The sequence below is a fragment of the Pseudoxanthomonas suwonensis genome (assembly GCF_010093235.1).
GTDB classification, from domain to species: domain Bacteria; phylum Pseudomonadota; class Gammaproteobacteria; order Xanthomonadales; family Xanthomonadaceae; genus Pseudoxanthomonas; species Pseudoxanthomonas suwonensis.
In genome coordinates, this window is record NZ_PDWP01000010.1 from 44,022 (window position 1) to 60,607 (window position 16,586).

Annotated in this window: 17 protein-coding genes; 8 read left to right on the forward strand and 9 right to left on the reverse strand. The window is 70.5% G+C overall.

The window, feature by feature from the left end:
- The first annotated feature begins 162 nt into the window (after positions 1 to 162).
- The 4 genes from CSC68_RS06285 to CSC68_RS06300 all read left to right on the forward strand — a co-directional run bounded on the left by CSC68_RS06285 (position 163) and on the right by CSC68_RS06300 (position 2,894).
- Positions 163 to 432 carry a hypothetical protein gene (locus CSC68_RS06285; RefSeq protein ID WP_162202674.1) on the forward strand — a complete coding sequence of 90 codons (270 nt, stop codon included), beginning with the start codon at positions 163 to 165 and terminating at the stop codon, positions 430 to 432.
- A gap of 75 nt (positions 433 to 507) precedes the next feature.
- Positions 508 to 1,008: a lipocalin family protein gene (locus CSC68_RS06290; RefSeq protein WP_162202675.1), complete on the forward strand. Its 501-nt coding sequence runs from the start codon at positions 508 to 510 to the stop codon at positions 1,006 to 1,008.
- A gap of 165 nt (positions 1,009 to 1,173) precedes the next feature.
- The gene (gene dapA, locus CSC68_RS06295) at positions 1,174 to 2,076 is read left to right on the forward strand and encodes a 4-hydroxy-tetrahydrodipicolinate synthase (RefSeq protein WP_162202676.1); all 903 of its coding nucleotides are present in this window, start codon (positions 1,174 to 1,176) and stop codon (positions 2,074 to 2,076) included.
- A 74-nt stretch (positions 2,077 to 2,150) separates the two neighbouring features.
- Entirely contained in the window at positions 2,151 to 2,894 is a 744-nt protein-coding gene (locus CSC68_RS06300; protein WP_162202677.1) for a DUF72 domain-containing protein, read from the forward strand.
- 11 nt (positions 2,895 to 2,905) lie between these two features.
- On the opposite strand, the gene CSC68_RS06305 is transcribed toward CSC68_RS06300, so the two are convergent.
- On the reverse strand, positions 2,906 to 3,427 hold the full coding sequence (locus tag CSC68_RS06305) for a M23 family metallopeptidase (protein ID WP_162202678.1): 522 nt from the start codon (positions 3,425 to 3,427) through the stop codon (positions 2,906 to 2,908).
- A 215-nt stretch (positions 3,428 to 3,642) separates the two neighbouring features.
- Here CSC68_RS06305 and xth point away from each other — a divergent pair, with 215 nt between their 5' ends.
- Entirely contained in the window at positions 3,643 to 4,446 is an 804-nt protein-coding gene (gene xth, locus CSC68_RS06310) for an exodeoxyribonuclease III (protein ID WP_162202679.1), read from the forward strand.
- A 49-nt stretch (positions 4,447 to 4,495) separates the two neighbouring features.
- Entirely contained in the window at positions 4,496 to 6,682 is a 2,187-nt protein-coding gene (locus tag CSC68_RS06315; RefSeq protein WP_162202680.1) for a translocation/assembly module TamB domain-containing protein, read from the forward strand.
- A 1-nt stretch (position 6,683) separates the two neighbouring features.
- Here the strand turns inward: CSC68_RS06315 and CSC68_RS06320 are convergent, their stop codons facing one another.
- The 3 genes from CSC68_RS06320 to CSC68_RS06330 form a co-directional block, all read right to left on the reverse strand.
- On the reverse strand, positions 6,684 to 7,349 hold the full coding sequence (locus tag CSC68_RS06320) for an HAD hydrolase-like protein (protein WP_162202681.1): 666 nt from the start codon (positions 7,347 to 7,349) through the stop codon (positions 6,684 to 6,686).
- Positions 7,350 to 7,411: 62 nt separating this feature from the next.
- Positions 7,412 to 7,678 carry a hypothetical protein gene (locus tag CSC68_RS06325; RefSeq protein ID WP_162202739.1) on the reverse strand — a complete coding sequence of 89 codons (267 nt, stop codon included), beginning with the start codon at positions 7,676 to 7,678 and terminating at the stop codon, positions 7,412 to 7,414.
- Between the two features lie 93 nt (positions 7,679 to 7,771).
- Entirely contained in the window at positions 7,772 to 8,002 is a 231-nt protein-coding gene (locus CSC68_RS06330) for a DUF6522 family protein (protein ID WP_162202682.1), read from the reverse strand.
- Positions 8,003 to 8,163: 161 nt separating this feature from the next.
- Between CSC68_RS06330 and CSC68_RS06335 the strand changes: the two genes are divergently transcribed.
- Positions 8,164 to 9,282 (forward strand): MFS transporter, encoded by a 1,119-nt coding sequence (locus CSC68_RS06335; protein WP_162202740.1) that lies wholly within the window; start codon positions 8,164 to 8,166, stop codon positions 9,280 to 9,282.
- Here CSC68_RS06335 and CSC68_RS06340 read toward each other — a convergent pair.
- The 3 genes from CSC68_RS06340 to CSC68_RS06350 form a co-directional block, all read right to left on the reverse strand.
- Complete coding sequence (locus tag CSC68_RS06340) at positions 9,279 to 9,566, reverse strand: hypothetical protein (protein WP_162202683.1); 288 nt, start codon at positions 9,564 to 9,566, stop codon at positions 9,279 to 9,281. The genes CSC68_RS06335 and CSC68_RS06340 overlap by 4 nt on opposite strands.
- A 162-nt stretch (positions 9,567 to 9,728) precedes the next feature.
- Positions 9,729 to 10,238, reverse strand: a complete 510-nt coding sequence (locus tag CSC68_RS06345; protein ID WP_162202684.1) for a hypothetical protein — start codon at positions 10,236 to 10,238, stop codon at positions 9,729 to 9,731.
- 189 nt (positions 10,239 to 10,427) lie between these two features.
- Positions 10,428 to 10,715, reverse strand: a complete 288-nt coding sequence (locus tag CSC68_RS06350; RefSeq protein WP_162202685.1) for a DUF3247 family protein — start codon at positions 10,713 to 10,715, stop codon at positions 10,428 to 10,430.
- 130 nt (positions 10,716 to 10,845) lie between these two features.
- Between CSC68_RS06350 and CSC68_RS06355 the strand changes: the two genes are divergently transcribed.
- Entirely contained in the window at positions 10,846 to 11,940 is a 1,095-nt protein-coding gene (locus CSC68_RS06355; protein WP_162202686.1) for an aldo/keto reductase, read from the forward strand.
- A 63-nt stretch (positions 11,941 to 12,003) separates the two neighbouring features.
- Here CSC68_RS06355 and CSC68_RS06360 read toward each other — a convergent pair whose 3' ends face one another.
- Entirely contained in the window at positions 12,004 to 15,168 is a 3,165-nt protein-coding gene (locus CSC68_RS06360) for an efflux RND transporter permease subunit (protein WP_162202687.1), read from the reverse strand.
- Positions 15,169 to 15,249: 81 nt separating this feature from the next.
- On the reverse strand, positions 15,250 to 16,446 hold the full coding sequence (locus tag CSC68_RS06365) for an efflux RND transporter periplasmic adaptor subunit (protein WP_162202688.1): 1,197 nt from the start codon (positions 16,444 to 16,446) through the stop codon (positions 15,250 to 15,252).
- Positions 16,447 to 16,586 lie beyond the last annotated feature (140 nt).

The following is a 16,586-nucleotide window of genomic DNA, read 5'->3' on the forward strand; positions in this document are numbered from 1 at the left end:
CTGGTCCGGCGACGAGCCACCGGCCAGCGCCCTGGCATCGGATTGCTTGCAGCCTCCATGCAGGCGGCTGCAAGCATGGTGTCAATGGAACGGGTGCCCGCGTTGACGTACCGCTTCCATGGCCGGCGCTACGGTCGAACCTCCGCGCCGCAGGAGCCGACCATGGCCAGGTCCAATTCCACCAATCCCGCCGCCCGCCAGGACGAAGTCGGCCTGGGCGAGGACGGCGTTCCGCTGGAGCAGCAGGGGCCGGCGCTCAAGGATCCGCGTTCGGTTGCCGCGATCGACAACATCGGCGTGGACGACCAGGCGGACCTGCTCGATGTCGCCCTGGACGAGGAGCCAGGCGACCGCGATGCCTACGGCCGCTCCTTCGCCGATGACGTCCGCAGCGACGCGCCCCATGGCATCCGCGAGAGCGGAGAAGGCTGAACGACAGCGCGCGTGGACGACGGTGGATTCACGCTGGACCGTCTGCAATGCAGGCTTTCCACAGCGAGCATCCCCATGAACGAAGCTTCCAAGCCCGTGACCGTGGCCTCCGTCGACCTGCAGCGTTACCTCGGCACCTGGTACGAGATCGCGCGCCTGCCGATGCGCCACGAGCCCGAGGACTACACCGACATCACCGCGACCTATTCGCTCAATCCGGAAGGCACGGTGCGCGTGCAGAACCGCGCCCGCGACGGGCATGGCGAGCCACAGGAGTCGGTCGGCGAGGCCTTCGTGGTGGAGGGCAGCAACAACGCCAGGCTGGAAGTGAGCTTCCTGCCGGATGGGCTGAGGTGGATTCCGTTCACCAAGGGCGATTACTGGATCCTGCGCCTGGATCCGGAGTACCACACCGCGCTGGTCGGTTCGCCGGACCACAAGTACCTGTGGCTGCTGTCGCGCGAGCCGTCGCTGTCGGCGCAGGTGCAGCAGGAGTTCCTCGAGACCGCGCGTGCCCAGGGCTACGACCTGGACGGGCTGATCATCACTCCGCATACCGGCAACCCGGTGCGCTGACCTGCAGCCGGGCAAGGCCCGGCGCATCCGGGATACCGGTCGGGCCGGACTCCCGGATGCGCTGGGCCTGCGCCAGGCGGCCGGCAACTCGTTGCAGCAGTGACTACACGTGCACGGCGCTCCGGGGTCGATAGAATCGGCGCTCCACGCCAGCACGCCCACGCCATGACCGGTTCGGATGTATTCCTGCGCGGCAGCATCGTCGCGCTCGTCACTCCCATGAACGACGACGGCAGTGTCGACTACGACGCGCTGCGCAAACTCGTCGACTGGCATGTCGAGGAGGGCACCGATTGCATCGGCGTGGGGGGCACCACCGGCGAGTCGCCGACGGTCAGCGTCGAGGAGCACTGCGAGATCATCCGCGTGGCGGTCGAGCAGGCGGCCGGCCGGGTGCCGGTGATGGCTGGCTGCGGCGGCAATTCCACCGCCGAGGCGATTGCCCTGGCACAGTTCGCGCGCAAGGTCGGCGCGGACAGCCAGCTGCAGGTCGTGCCGTACTACAACAAGCCCGGGCAGGAAGGGCAGTACCGCCACTTCCGCGCCATTGCCGAGGCCACCGGCGACCTGCCGGTCGTGCTGTACAACGTGCCCGGCCGCACCGGCGCGGACCTGCAGCACGACACCGTGCTGCGCCTTGCCCAGGTGCCGGGCATCGCCGGCATCAAGGAAGCCACCGGCAACATCGAGCGGGCGCAGTGGCTGGTGCGCGAGGCGCCGGCGGGGTTCGCGGTGTTCTCCGGCGACGACGCCACCGCGGTGGCCCTGATGCTGTGCGGCGGCCATGGCAACGTGAGCGTCACCGCCAACGTCGCGCCGCGGCTGATGCACGAGCTGTGCATGGCAGCGTTGGCGAGGGACGTGGAAGCGGCGATGCGCATCCAGCTGCGCCTGCTGCCGTTGCACCGCCACCTGTTCTGCGAGGCCAATCCGATCCCGGTGAAGTGGGCGCTCAGGCGCCTGGGTCGCATTGGTGGCCAGGTCCGCCTGCCGCTGACCGAACTCGAGCCGGGCAACCAGGCGAAGGTCGAGGCGGCCCTGCGCGAGGCGGGCCTGCTGGCGGACTGAGGCCGTCGGCGGGCTTCGCCACTTGATCACGGCCAGCGCCCGAGACTGCCCGCGTGCGAAACGCGGGGAAAGCCATGGGCCGGACGCCGGCACGCAGGATCAGGATCGGATGTGCCGGCTGGTCCATCCCGGGCCGCTACGCGTCGCTGTTCGGCGAAGGCGAAAGCGCGCTGGCGCGATACGCCACCCGCTTCGATGCGGTCGAGGTCAATTCCTCCTTCTACCGTCCGCACCAGCGCGCCACCTGGGCGCGCTGGGCGGCGACGGTGCCTTCCGGCTTCCGCTTCTCGGTGAAGCTGCCGCAGGAGATCTCGCACGAGCTGGGGCTGCGTGGCGCCGGCCCGGTGCTGGACCGCTTCCTGGCCCAGGTTGATGGGCTGGGCAGCCGGCTCGGTGGTTTCCTGCTGCAGCTGCCGCCAGGGCTGGCGCTGGATGGGCGCAGCGCCGCCGCATTCTTCGCCATGTTCCGCCGCCGCAGCGGTGCGCCACTGGCCTGCGAGCCGCGCCATGCCAGCTGGTTCACGCCGCAGGGCGAGGAGCTGTTCGCGCGCCACGGGGTCGGCCGCGTCGGCGCCGACCCACCGCGGGTGCCGGGCGGCGACCTGCCGCTGCCGTCCCGGCATTGGCGCTACTGGCGCTGGCATGGCTCGCCGCGGATCTATTACAGCGAGTATGACGAAGCCGCCCTGCGTGGATTGGCCGAGGAGTTGCGCGCGGCGAAGGGGCCGGGCCAGCGCTGGGTGATCTTCGACAACACCGCCCACGGATTCGCCGTGGCCAATGCAGCGCGGCTGCGGGAGTTGCTGGCGCCGGACTGACCGGCGCCACGTCAGGGCTCCGGGATCGCGCGCGGATCCCAGCGGATCTGCAGCGGCTCCCCGTCGCGCCAGGCGCCGATATGCACGTGCGGGCTGCGCGAATAGCCGTTGTTCCCGACCCGGGCCAGCTGTTGCCCGGCGCGGACGGTATCCCCCTCGCGCACCACGGGGTCCTGGATATGGACCAGGGTCACACGGGTTCCGTCGGCTGCCGCCAGCTCGATCGCCGAGGCGGGCGGCTTGCCGAGGATGCCCGGTTCGTTGGTGGCCGGATTGAGGCGGATCTCCCGGACCGTGCAGTCGCACGGCGACAGCACGGGCTGGTTCCAGCCGTACCAGTCGGTGTTGCTGTAGCCATCATTGCGGAACGCCCGGAGGAACAGCCGTCCATCCGACTCGACGAATTCCTGGATCAGGCAGTCCTGCCCGAGGTCGTCGCCCAGCGCTCCCAGTGATCCGGATGCATGCTCGCTGCAGCTGTAGATGCTCCCGTACACCGGATGGGCCAGGTGTTGCCCGGGCGGTTCGGGCATCGCGCGTCGAGCGGGCCGGCGCGGCGGATGCGGCCAGCACGCACGACAGGACCAGCAGCGACCTCGATCCGGGGATGGTGTCCGACTTCATGGTGCCTCCTTGGCTGGTGGCGGACGCAGGCGGAGTCTAGCGCCGTCGGCCTGGCGCTTCACCACCCGCCAACCATGCCGGACCTAGCTTCGTGGCCAGGCCCTCCACGCAAGCGACCACGACCATGCCGCGCCGCAAGACACGCCTGCTCAAGCTGGCCACCTTCAACGTCAACGGCGTCGGGCCACGCCTGCCGCACCTGCTGGAGTGGCTCGAGCGCGAGCAGCCTCACGTGGTCGCGCTGCAGGAGCTGAAGGCGCGCGACGATGCCTTTCCGGCGGCGGAGCTGGAAGCGGCCGGCTACGGCGCGATCTGGCATGGCGAGCACCGCTGGAACGGCGTGGCACTGCTGGGGCGCGGGGTCACGCCGGTGGAAAGCCGTCGAGGCCTGCCGGGCGACCGCAGCGACAGCCAGAGCCGCTACATCGAGGCGGCGGTGCACGGCGTGGTGGTCGGGGCCCTTTACCTGCCCAACGGCAATCCACAGCCGGGGCCGAAGTTCGATTACAAGCTCAAGTGGATGGCGCGCCTGGCGCGGCACGCTTCCACCCTGGTCGACCTGCCGCATCCGGTGGCGCTGCTGGGCGACTTCAACGTGATCCCCACCGACGAGGACGTGTACGACCCGAAGTCGTGGAAGCGCGACGCGCTGATCCAGCCCGAGGTGCGCGAGGCCTACGCGAAGCTGCTGGCCCAGGGCTGGAACGACGCGCTGCGCCAGATACACGGCGAAGATCGCATCTACACGTTCTGGGATTACTTCCGCCAGCATTTCGTGCGCGACCGCGGGCTGCGCATCGACCACCTGCTGCTCAACCCGGTGCTGGCGGCCGGGCTGGAGGATGCGGGGGTGGACCGCTGGGTGCGGGCGCTGGCCAAGCCCAGCGACCACGCCCCGACCTGGGTGAGGGTGAAGCTGCCGGGATAGGGCGGCCCCGTGGAGACGGCCATCACCTGCCGCCGGCCATGCTGTGGGCATGCGAATTCCTTCCCCACGTGCGTGGCTGCAGGCCCACCGCACCGGCCTGCGCCGGGCCGGCTGGGCGCTGCTCGGCCTTTACCTGCTCTACCTGCTCGCCGCCAACGTGTTCCTCAACACGGTCATCGGCGAGCGCGTGATCAACCGTAAGCCCGACCGCTACCACGCGCGCTGGGACTGGGCGCTGAGCGCGTACCCGGGCCACATCCATGCGAGCGGAGTGGTGATGGGCGGGCATGCGCGCACCAACCGCTGGGTGGTGGCCGCCAGCCGCGCCGATGGCCGCATCCGCGTGCTGCCGCTGCTGTGGCGTACGGTCTCCTTCGGGACCATCCGGGCGCACGATGTTTCGGTGCACGTGTCGAAGGTGGCCGAGGACAAGCCGCCGTCCAAACGCGAGGGACGTGGCTGGACCCTGGATTTCCCGGCCATCACCACGCCGAGCCTGCTGCGCCTGGACTTCTACCATGCCCGCGTGACCGGCCACGGCCAGGCGCGTTTCGTGTTCGCCAAGACCCTGCAGGGCGGGGCGATGGAGGTGGGCCGATCCACCCTGCGCATGTCCCGTGCCGACCTGTCGGTGGCCGGGCTGGACCTGCTGCGCGACGGGGAGCTCGAGTTCGGGCTGTCGATCCCGGAACACATCCGGGAGCGGGCGCGGGGGCGGGAGAAGTTCGGCATCCTCGATGCCTGGCTGCGCGCCGAGGGCGCGGCGCCGGGCATCGACCTGGCCGCGCGCGATGGCGAGGCCATGCCATTGGGCGGGCACGGCCATGCCGGCCACCTGCGTGTGGACCTGGCGGTCAGCCGCGGCGTGCTGCAACCCGGCAGCAGGCTGGACTGGTCGGCGCCGGTGTATTCGCTGGACGCCGCAGGCCGGCCGCTGCGGCCCCCGCTGGGCCTCGCCCTGCGCACGCGCGAGGAGGCGATCGACCTGGCGCTGCGCGTGCCGCGCACCGGTCACGGCTCGCCCTGGTTGCATGCGGACCTTCGGGTGGACGATCGCCGGCTCGGGCCGGACGACTGGCTGGCGCCACTGCGCGCGCTCCATGGCCGGGTGCAGGCGCAGTGGTCGCAGGTACCCCTGCGCTGGATCGACACCCTGCTGGACGACCTGTCTTGGCTGGAGGTGGACGGGCGTGGCGACGTGGACGCCGACCTGATGCTGGCGGACGGCCAGCCACTGCCGGGCAGCCGCCTGGACCTGGACCGGGTCGCGCTGGTCGCGCGGGTGCTGGACAACCGCTTCGCCGGACAGGCGCTGGCGCGGGCACGCGTGGCCGGGGAACCCGGAGGTCACCGCACCGAGGTCGCGATCCGCATGCAGGAGTTCACCCTGGGGCCGGAGGCGCGCCCGGGGCAGGTGGACCTGCGCGGCAGCGACCTGCGCCTGGACCTGGAGTCCGGAGGGGCGCTGGCGGAGTTCCAGCAGGGACTGGAGGCACGCCTGCGCTTCGACGACGCCGAGGTCCCCGACCTGCGCAGCTACAACCGTTACCTGCCGGGCGAAAGCGCACGTCTGCTGGGTGGCAGTGGCAAGGCCAGCGGCGACCTGCGGCTGGACCGCGAAGGCGGCATGGTCGCCGGCCACATGCGCGTGCGTGGCCGCGGCGTGCGCGTGGCGCTGGGGCCATCGGTGCTGTCGGGCAACGTCGAACTGGACAGCCGCCTGCGGCGCCTGCGTCCGCAGGGCCGGCACTACGTCGTGGAGGCGCTGGGCGTGGGCCTGGATGGCGTGCGCCTGGAGCAGGCGCGTGGCGGCGACGCCGCATGGTGGGCCAGGATGTCGCTCGACGAGGGCCGGCTGCACTGGCGCGAACCGTTCGAGGTCGACGGCCGCGGCACGGTGGAAATGCGCGACGCCAGCGTGCTGCTGGGACTGTTCGCCGATCGCGATGCGTTCCCGCGCTGGATCGGCAACCTGGTCGACTCGGGCCAGGCGCGGGCCACGGGCCGGCTGCGCATCCGCCAGGAAGAGCTGGTGTTCGACCGGATCGAGGCCAGCAACGACCGCATCGACCTGCAGGCGCGGCTGCGCATTGCCGGGGGCAAGCCCGGCGGCGACCTTTACGCACGCTGGGGCGTGCTGGGCATGGGCGTGGAGCTGCAGCCTGGCGGGCGCAAGCTGCACCTGGCCGGCGCCCGCAACTGGTACGAATCGCGCCCGGCGCTGCTCCCGGAGTAGCTCAGTCGCCGGCCAGGCGCCGCAGCTCGGAAACCTCGGCCAGGTACGCCTGCGGCTGGCAGGCCTGCAGCGAGTCGGCGGTCGCGTAGCCCCAGGCCACGGCCGCGAAGGCCATCCCGGCCTGGCGCGCGGCCTCGGCATCCGATGCCTGGTCGCCCACGTAGATCGCGCGTGAAGCCGGCACGCCGGTGCGCGCCAGCACCCGGCGCAGGCGCCGCGCCTTGCCGAACAGGGACGCGCCGCACTCGACGTGGGCCAGCAGGGTCCAGCAGTCTTCGCCCAGGATCCGCCGGCTGTTCTCCGCCGAATTGCTGGTCACCATGGCCAGGCGCATGCCCAGGGCGTGCAGCTGGTGCAGGGCCTCGCGCGCGCCCGGGAAGCAGGTGATGGCTTGGCCTTCGTCGCGCATCAACCGGCGGAAGTCGCGCGCCACCAGCGGCAGCCGCCAGGCGGGCAGGCGGGTATGGCGCATGATCTGGCGCGGGCTCCAGCCGCGCAGCATCTCCACCTCGTGCTCGGCGATCGCCGCGAAGCGGTGCCGCTGGGCCAGCCGGTTGTGGTTGGCGATGAAGAAGCCGAAGGAATCGGCCAGGGTGCCGTCCAGGTCGAATACCGCCAGGTCGTAGCGGCGGGCACGGGGGCTTGAGGGGGCAGGAATGGAGGCCATGGGCGCATGTGCGTCAGGAACGGCGCGATTCTGCACTCCCACGGCCGCGGCCACCCGTGCCGTCAGTCGCCCTCGACTTCCTCCAGCTCCACCCCGAAGCGGCGGGCGTAGGCGCGCTCGTCGCTGACCCTTGCCACCTCCGCGTAAGGGGTGTCCGGCGCGCCATAGACCGCGCAGGCGACTTCCCCGCCGGCAGCCACGCCCAGCTGGCGCAGGCGATAGCGCGGCTGGCCGCCGCCACCGTCCTGCGGGTAATGGACCGGGGGCTGGCCCGGATCCAGGTCGATCTCGGTGTTGTCCACTACGCCGCCGACGAACAGGCCACGGATCATGTCGCACCTCGCTGTTTCGGACCGGGATCCAGCCTCGGCCCGTCCGCGTGCGCGTGCGGTCAACGGCGTTGCAGGTTCTTCCGGCGCGCTTCAGTCGACGTCGATGACGCGGCCACGGCGGTCGATCAGGAACCGCGCGCGCTGGCGGCCGTGGTAGAAGGTCGCGCGCCAGGTGCCGTCGTCCTCGCCGGTGCCGCGCTCGCACAGCACGGCGATCCTGCCCTGGTCCATCAGCTGCCGGAATGCCGGGACATCCAGGCCGACGCGGGCCGCCACGCGGGCGCCATCGATCTCGAGCGCGGGAACATTGCCGTTTGCCATCACGGATCCTCCTCCAGTCCCGGCAGGATTGCAGGGCCGCGTGGCTCCGTCCTTGATCCAGGTCATGCGCGGTGTCGCGCGGGGCGGGGGCGCGTGGCGGCGGTTTCATGAAGCGTGCGGATAATGGCCCGTCCGGACCCAGGAGTCGCCGAGTGCCATCCATGCCACGCCTGCAGCAGCACGCCACCCGCGCCGCGTTCTTCATGCCGGGCTTCGCCATCGCCGCCTGGGCGCCGCTGGTGCCGTTCGCGAAGGCACGTGCCGGGCTGGACGAGGCGATGCTGGGCATGGTCCTGCTGTGCCTGGGGGCCGGTTCGCTGGTGGCCATGCCGCTGGCCGGTGCGCTGGCGGCGCGCCAGGGCTGCCGTCGCGTCATGGTCGCGGCGATGCTGGTGGCCTGCGCGGTCCTGCCGGTGCTTGCGCTGGCACCGGACGCGGTGCTGCTGGGCCTGGCCCTGTTCGTGTTCGGCGCGGCGATCGGCGCGATGGACTGCACCATGAACCTGCAGGCGGTGGTGGTGGAACGCGAGAGCGGGCGGGCGCTGATGTCCGGATTCCACGCGTTCTACAGCATCGGCGGATTCGCCGGCGCCGCGGCGATGACCGCGCTGCTGAGTGCGGGAGTGGCGCCTGTCGCTGCCTGCGTGGCCGCGGTTGCGGTGGTTCTGGCCCTGGTTGCCGTCGCCGTGCGCCACTGGCGCCAGGAACGGGCGGATTCGGACGTGCCTGCCTTCGCCTGGCCGCGCGGCATCGTGCTGCTGATCGGCGCGGTGTGCTGCGTGATGTTCCTGGCCGAGGGCGCGATGCTGGACTGGGGCGCGGTGTTCCTCGACCAGGCCAAGGGCATGGATCCGGAGCGTGCCGGCGTGGGCTACGTGGCCTTCGCACTGGCGATGACGGTGGCGCGCCTGGCCGGCGACCGCGTGGTCCAGGCCGTCGGCGCCATGCGTGCGGTGGTGGCGGGAGCGCTGGTCGCGTTTGCCGGATTCGCGGTGATCGTGCTGGCGCCGGCCCCGCTGCCGTCGCTGGCCGGCTTCGTGCTGGTCGGGATCGGCTGCGCCAACATCGTGCCGGTGATGTTCACGGCGGCAGGGCGCCAGTCGGCCATGCCGGGAAGCCTGGCGATACCGGCGATCAGCACCTTCGGCTATGCCGGCGTGCTGGCCGGGCCGGCCCTGGTCGGCTTCGTCGCCCATGGCACGTCGCTGCAGTTCGCGTTCTGGTGCCTGGCCGCTGCCGTGGCGGGCGTGGCCGCGGCCACGCGCTGGCTGCGCAGCTAGCTGGAGGACGTCGTCGCATCTTCCCCGGCGATGCGCCGCTTCGTGCGCCAGGCCATCAGCTGGCCGACGACGGCCGTGGCGAGGAGGCAACTGTTGGTGACGATGAACACGGTGTTGTCCAGCAGCACCGAGTAGACGATGAACAGCGCCGAGGCCGTTGCCTGGCCGACGAACAGCCAGGTCGACACGCCTTCGCCGCCGCTGCGCGCCTGTTTGAGGATCTGGCGGACCAGGGTCGCCAGCAGCACCGCGGAGGCGGCCCAGCCGATGAGGTCGGGATTCATGGCCTGCTGCTCCGCTGTCCGCCGTCGGGTCGTGGGCAGTCCAGCGCCTGCAGGCGGGGCGCGCTGGAGGCGTCGATCGATGATGCGTGCATGGACGGGAAAGACCTCGCGTGGAAGCCCAGCTTTGCGTGGTCCCGGTCAAGCCGGGGTGAGGTGGTGGCGTCAGCGCACGCCGTCGCTGGCCGTGGTCGGATCATGGGTGGTTGGCAGGATCTGCCCGGCCTCGACCCACTCCCGCAACCTGCGCAGGGCCTGGCCGGCGAGCAGTAGCGGGGCGGGGTCGGCCTGGCGGCCCAGCAGCCCGGTCAGGAAGCCTTCGATCCGGAAAGCCACCTCCAGGGTTACCTCGGTGCCGGGGCGGCCAGGGGCGGGCAGGGCGCACAGTTCGCTGGACAGGAGGAAGCCGCCATCGCCTTCGGCATGATGGCGGACGCAGTTGCCGGTGCGTGCATCCTGGTGCAGCCATACCCGCGGCGAGGGGCCCAGTGGTGTCCTGATGCGCCACAGGGTGGGGTCCTCGCCGCCACCTGCGGGTTCAGCCGCGCCTTCCACGATGCGCTTCTGCACCGCAGGGTCGCACCAGGCATCGAGGATGCGTGCTGCGTCGGCCTGGAAGGTCAGGGGGCGGCGGATGCTGAGGGTCGGTCTGCCCGCATGGGCGTGTCCGTTCATGGCCTGCCCCCCGTGATGACGCGCGCGAAGGGCAGGCTGCCTGGTCGAAAGGCATTGCGATGGCTTGGCATGGATGTGCTGTGCGTGGGGGCGCGGCTGCAGGCTGCCGCGTGTCCGGGATCCATCGCGTGAATAGGCGGGGCGACCGCGATGCAAAGCGTTCAATCGCGGCGTGTATCGCTGACGGGTTCAGGCGGAGCCGACCCGTATCACGCGCTCGACCTCGTCCAGCCAGTACAGGTGTACGCCGCCATCGCCATCGTCGACCCGGAACAGGCCGTTGGTGCCTTCGTTGCCATCGGGATCGAAGAACTGCTGGATGGTCGGCCGTTCCGGCAGCGTGCCCCTGAGGACACTGCCGTCGCGCATGTGCAGCTCGACCGCCAGTTCCCCGTCCAGTTCCAGCTGCAGGGTCTTGAGGCGCTCGATGGCCTCCGGGTCGGTGTGCACGCGCGGTGCGATGGCAATGCTGTTCATGGCCGTCCTCCTCAAGGATCGACACACGCTAACCGGAGCGGGGTGACCGCCCGATCACGAGGTTGCCTGCACGTGGCGTGGACCGCGCAGGCCGCAGTCTGGAACGCCGTCCCTGCCGGAGCACGCATCCATGACCGATCCGACCAGGAACCTGCCGCCGCTGCCGGAGCCTGGCAGCGTCCTGCCCACCCGCGGCCACGTTTCCGGCCGTTCCCTGCCATCCAATCCGCCGTCATCGCGCTATCGCCCGGCGACCCGGCTGGGCCTGGGCGGCGTGGCGATCGGCAACGGTTTCGCCGCCGCCAGCGACGCCCAGTGCGAAGCGACCCTGGCCGCGGCCTGGGATGCCGGCGTGCGCTACTTCGACACCTCGCCCTGGTACGGGCTGGGACTGTCGGAACGGCGCTTCGGGCATGTCCTGCACCGGCATCCGGCGGAGGCGTACACGCTTTCCACCAAGGTGGGACGGCTGCTGATCGCCACCCGCGGCCCGCTGCAGGAAACCATGTGGGTCGAGCCGGCCCCGTTCCACTATCGCTACGACTATTCGGCGGCTGGCGTGCGGCGCTCGGTCGAGGACAGCCTCAACCGCCTGGGCGTGTCGCAGCTGGACGTGGTTTTCATCCACGACCTGTCGCCGGACAACGAGGACGACCTGGGCATGCCCTGGGAACGGCGCTTCGCCGAAGCGGCGAAGGGCGCCATGCCCGAGCTCAACCGGATGCGCTCGGAAGGGCTGATCAAGGGCTGGGGTTTCGGCGTCAACCGGCCGGAGCCGGCGCTGCTGGCGCTGGAGGAGGCCGATCCGGACATCTTCCTGCTGGCATGCCAGTACTCGTTGCTGGACCACGCCCAGGCGCTGCATGACACCTTCCCGCGCATCGCCGCGCGAGGTGCCTCGGTGGTGGTGGGATCGCCGCTGCTGGCCGGCTACCTGGCCGGCCGCGACCGTTACCTCTACGACGGCACCGTGCCGGAATGGGCCCCGCGGAAGCGGGCAAAGGCGCAGGCGGCATGCGACCGCCACGGCGTGGACCTGCGCACGGTCGCCCTGCAGTTCGCGGCGGCGCCGGAGGTGGTGTCGGCGGTCATTCCGGGAGCACGCACCCCGGAACAGGTGCAGGCCAATGTCGCCTCGATGGCAGTGGACATACCGGCGGCGCTGTGGGCGGAACTGAAGGACGAGGGGCTGATCGAACGCGACGCCCCGGTGCCGGCGGGCTGAGCACCCGAAGCCGGCGCCGCGACGCCTCGCGGCGCCGTGGCGTCGCCATCCCGGCCGGCCACGTCAGCCGGCCTGCGGCTCCGGTTCGCCGCCGGCTGCGTCCGCGGTCGCCGCGACACGGTCGTGGCTGTGGTCCCGCGCCAGGTACAGGTAGAACGCCGGCAGGACGAACAGGGTGAACGCGGTACCGATGGTCATGCCCGAGGCGATCACCATGCCCAGCGAGAAGCGTGCCGCCGCACCGGGGCCCTTGGCGATCAGCAGCGGGATCATCGCGAACACCAGCGCGGCGGTGGTCATCAGCACCGGACGCAGGCGGATGCTGGTGGCCTGCTCGATCGCCTCGCGCCTGGACAGCCCCTGCAGCTGCAGCTTGTTGGCGAACTCCACGATCAGGATGCCGTGCTTGGAGATCACGCCGACCAGGGTCACCAGGCCGACCTGGGTGTAGATGTTGATACTCATGCCGGGAAACGCCTCGATCCCTGCGATCTGCAGTGCGCCGGCCACCAAGGCCAGGAAATTGAGCACAAGCAGCGCGCCGGAGATCGCCATCGGCACGGTGACCAGCATGATCAGCGCATCGCGGAAGCTCTCGAACTGGGCGGCCAGCACCAGGAAGATCGCGACCAGGGCGAAGCCGAGGGTGACCAGCATGGTCGCGCCCTCCTGCTTGTACTGGCGCGACTCGCCGGCGTAGTCGACGCTGTAGCCCTGCGGCAGCACTTCCGCCGCCGCCTGCTCCAGCACGCGCAAGGCCTCGCCCTTGGACACGCCGGGGCGCGGGGCGAAGGTGATGCCCACCGCGTTCAGCTGCTGGAAGCGCTTGAGCGTCTGCGGCTGGGCGCTTTCCTGCAGGGTGACCAGGGTCGACAGCGGCACCAGTTGGCCGTCGCGGGTGCGGGTGTAGTAGTTGCGCAGCTGGTCGGCATTGAGCCGGTCGCTGCGCTGCACCTGCGGGATCACCCGGTAGGAGCGGTTCTCCATGGCGAAGCGGTTGGTGTATCCGCCGGACAGCATCGCCGCCATGTCCGCCGCCAGGGTGCGCATGTCGATGCCCAGCGAGGCCGCCTTCTCGCGGTCGATCTGCACCTCGATCCGCGGCTTGTCGATCTTCAGGTCCTTGTCCAGGAAGATGAAGCGTCGGCTTTCCATGGCCTTCTGCACGATCGCATCGGACAGTTCGTTGAGCTGCTGCAGCGAGCCGATGCCCAGGACCAGGAACTCGCCACCGCCATCGCCGCCGGCCGAGGGCAGGGAAGGCGGCACCAGGGCGAAGGTGTTGAGGCCGGTGACCTGGGCCAGCCTGGGCTGCAGCTCCTGCTGCAGTACCTGGTTGGTCGATCGCCCGCGCTCGCTCCAGGGCTTGAGGACGAAGCCGGCCATGGCGCTGTTGCTGGCGCCGCCACCGCCGCCGAAGCCGCCGTTGAACAGGAAGAAGTCGTTGACCTCGGGGATCTCCCCGGCCATCGCATTGATCTCTTCGGTGTAGCGCTCCACGTAGTCCAGGGTGGTGTAGGCGTCGGCGCCGCCGATGGCGAAGATGAAGCCCTCGTCCTCCAGCGGCGCCGGCTCCTTGGGGGCGGTCCAGTAGAAGACGGCGCACGACACCAGCACCAGCAGGCCGAACGCCGCGATCACGCCGCGGGTCTCCAGCGCGCTGTGCAGGCGGCGCTGGTAGCCGTCGCGCAGCTTGTTGAAGCGGGTGTCCAGCCAGGCCTCCATCCGGCCCATGCCCTGGCCGGGGCCGTGCGCCTTGAGCAGGCGCGCGCACATCATCGGCGACAGGGTCAGCGCGATCACGCCCGAAAGCAGCACCGAGCCGGCCAGGGTGAAGGCGAACTCGGTGAACAGCACGCCGGTCAGGCCGCCCTGGAAGCCGATCGGCAGGTATACCGCCACCAGGGTGGTGGTCATGGCCACCACTGGCCACGCCAGCTCGCGCGCGCCCTTGATCGCCGCGTCGTGGGGGTTCATGCCCTCCTCGATGTGGCGGTGGATGTTCTCCAGCACGATGATCGCGTCGTCCACCACGATGCCGATCGCCAGCACCATCGCCAGCAGGGTCAGCAGGTTGATGGTGAAGCCCATCAGCAGCATCAGGAAGAACGCGCCCACCAGCGACAGCGGCACGGTCACCGCCGGCACCAGCACGCTGCGCAGCGAGCCGAGGAACAGGAAGATCACCACGATCACGATGATCACCGCCTCGATGATGGTCTGCACCACCTCGTTGATCGCGTCCTCGATCGCCTCGGTGCTGTCGTAGGGGATGCTCGCCTCGATGCCCTCCGGCAACTGCGGCACGATCTCGTTGTCCCACACCCGGCGGACTTCCTCGATCACGTCCAGCGAGTTGGCGTCGGGCGAGACGAAGATGCCCATGAAGGTGGCGGCGTCGCCGTTGATCCGCACCGAGGTGCCGTAGTTTTCCGAGCCCAGCTCGACGTCGGCGATGTCGCCCAGGCGCACGATCGCGCCGTTCTCCTCGCGCACGATCAGCCGGCGGAATTCCTCGGCGTTGCGCAGGTCGGTGCGCGCGGTGAGGTCCACCGCCACCATCTGGCCCTTGGTCGAGCCCAGCGCCGAAAGCACGTTGTTGGACTGCAATGCCTGGTGCACGTCGCTGGCGGTGACCTGCAGCGCGGTCATGCGGTCAGGCTTGAGCCACACGCGCATGGCGAAGGTGCCCGCGCCCAGGATCTCGGCGCGCTGCACGCCGGGGATGGTGGCGATGCGCGGCTCCACTGCCCGCACCAGGTAGTCGGTGATCTGGTTGTTGTCGAGCCGTTCGCTGGAGAAGGACACGTACATCGCCGCGATCTGCTGGCCCTGCTGCAGGTCGATCACCGGGTCCTCGGACTCGGCCGGCAGCTGGTTGCGGAGCTTGTTCACCTTGGCCGCGATCTGGGTCAGGGCCTCGTTGGCGTCGCGGTCCAGGCGGATGTAGGCCTGGATGGTGGAAATGCCGGCGGCGCTGGTCGAGGTCAGGTAGTCGATGCCCTCGGCCGAGGCCACCTCGCGTTCCAGCGGCGTGGTGATGAAACCCTGCATCAGGTCCGCGTCGGCGCCGTAGTAGGTGGTGCTGACGGTGACCACCGCGTTCTGCAGCTCCGGGTACTGGCGCACGTTGAGCTCGGAGAACGAGCGCAGGCCCAGCAGCAGGATGAACAGGCTGACGACCATCGCCAGCACTGGCTTGTTGATGAAGATGTCGGTGAATTTCATCGTTGCCTCCACCGGCCGCATCGGCGGCCGGACAGGGGGGCGCCGCGGGGCGGCGGCCGGGACCGGCGGGCGTGCCGCCGGTCAGCGGTTCTCGGGAGTCGGCGCGGCGTCGGCCTGCGGGGTCACCGTGTTGTTGATGATCACCGCCGCATCGTTGCGCAGGCGCAGCAGGCCGCTGCTGACCACCACCTCGCCGGGCTTGAGGCCGTCGGTGATGCCGACCAGGTCGCCGCGGGTAGGGCCGGTGGTCACGAAGCGCTGCTTGACCACGTGCTGCGGCGCCTGCTCGCCCTCCTGCACCTCGGCGTTCTTTACCTCGTCCGGCGCCTCGGCCAGCACGTATACCGAGTTGCCGTAGGGGTTGAAGCTGACCGCCGTCTGCGGCACCACCACCACGTCGCGGGACTGGCCCAGGTCGAAGCGGACGCGGGCGAAGGTGCCCGGGCGCAGCACGCCCTCGGGGTTGGCCAGCGTTGCGCGCACCGGGAAGTTGCGGGTGCTGGTCTCGACCGCGGGTTCGACCGCGGTGATCGTGGCCTCGAACTCCTGCCCGGGCAGTGCGTCGACGGTCACCCGCACCTTCGTGCCCGGGGCCACCTGGTTCATGCGCTGCTCGGGCAGGGTGAAGTCGACGTGGATCGGGTCCAGCGCCTGCAGGCCTACGATCGGGTCGCCCGGGTTGAGGTACTGGCCGAGGTTGACCTTGCGGATACCGAGTACGCCATCGAATGGCGCGCGGATGGTCTTCTGCGCGATCAGGGCGCGCTGGGCCTCGGCCTGGGCGCGGGTCTGGGCGGCGTCGCTGGTGCGCTCGTCGACCTCGGCCTGGGAGACCAGCTTCTGCCCGCCAAGCTCGCGCCAGCGGTCGCGCTGGGTGGCGGCCAGCCGGGCGGCCGCCTCGAGCGCGTTCAGCTGGGCCAGCTCGTTGGCGGTGTTCAACTGCACCAGCAGGTCGCCCTTGCGCACCCGCTGCCCGGATTCGAATGCGATGCGCTGGACCACGCCGCCGGCCTCCGTGGTGACCTGGGTGCCGTTGTCCGCCACCAGGGTGCCCACCGCCTCGGCGGTATCGCTCCAGTTCTCGGCGCGGGCCTCGAAGGTGCTGACCTGCACCGCCGGCTGCGGCATGTTGTCGAAGAAATCGTTGAGCGCGCGCTGTGACAGGAACCACAGCACGAACACCCCCCCGAATACGACGGCGAACAGGATCAGCATCAGGGTCACGCGCCGGCCAGTGGAAGGCGGACGCCGGGTGGACTGCGGCTTGCTGTCACTCATCGGGATTCCATTGCGTCAGGTCGTTCGGGAACGGCATCGCGGCCGGCGGGGCCGGGGGGCGTGCGATGGCGGGTACTGCGGCGGCAGGGACTGCAATGTGGCGGGGCCGGGGCGAGGACTGGCCGGAAGGGCCGATTCTG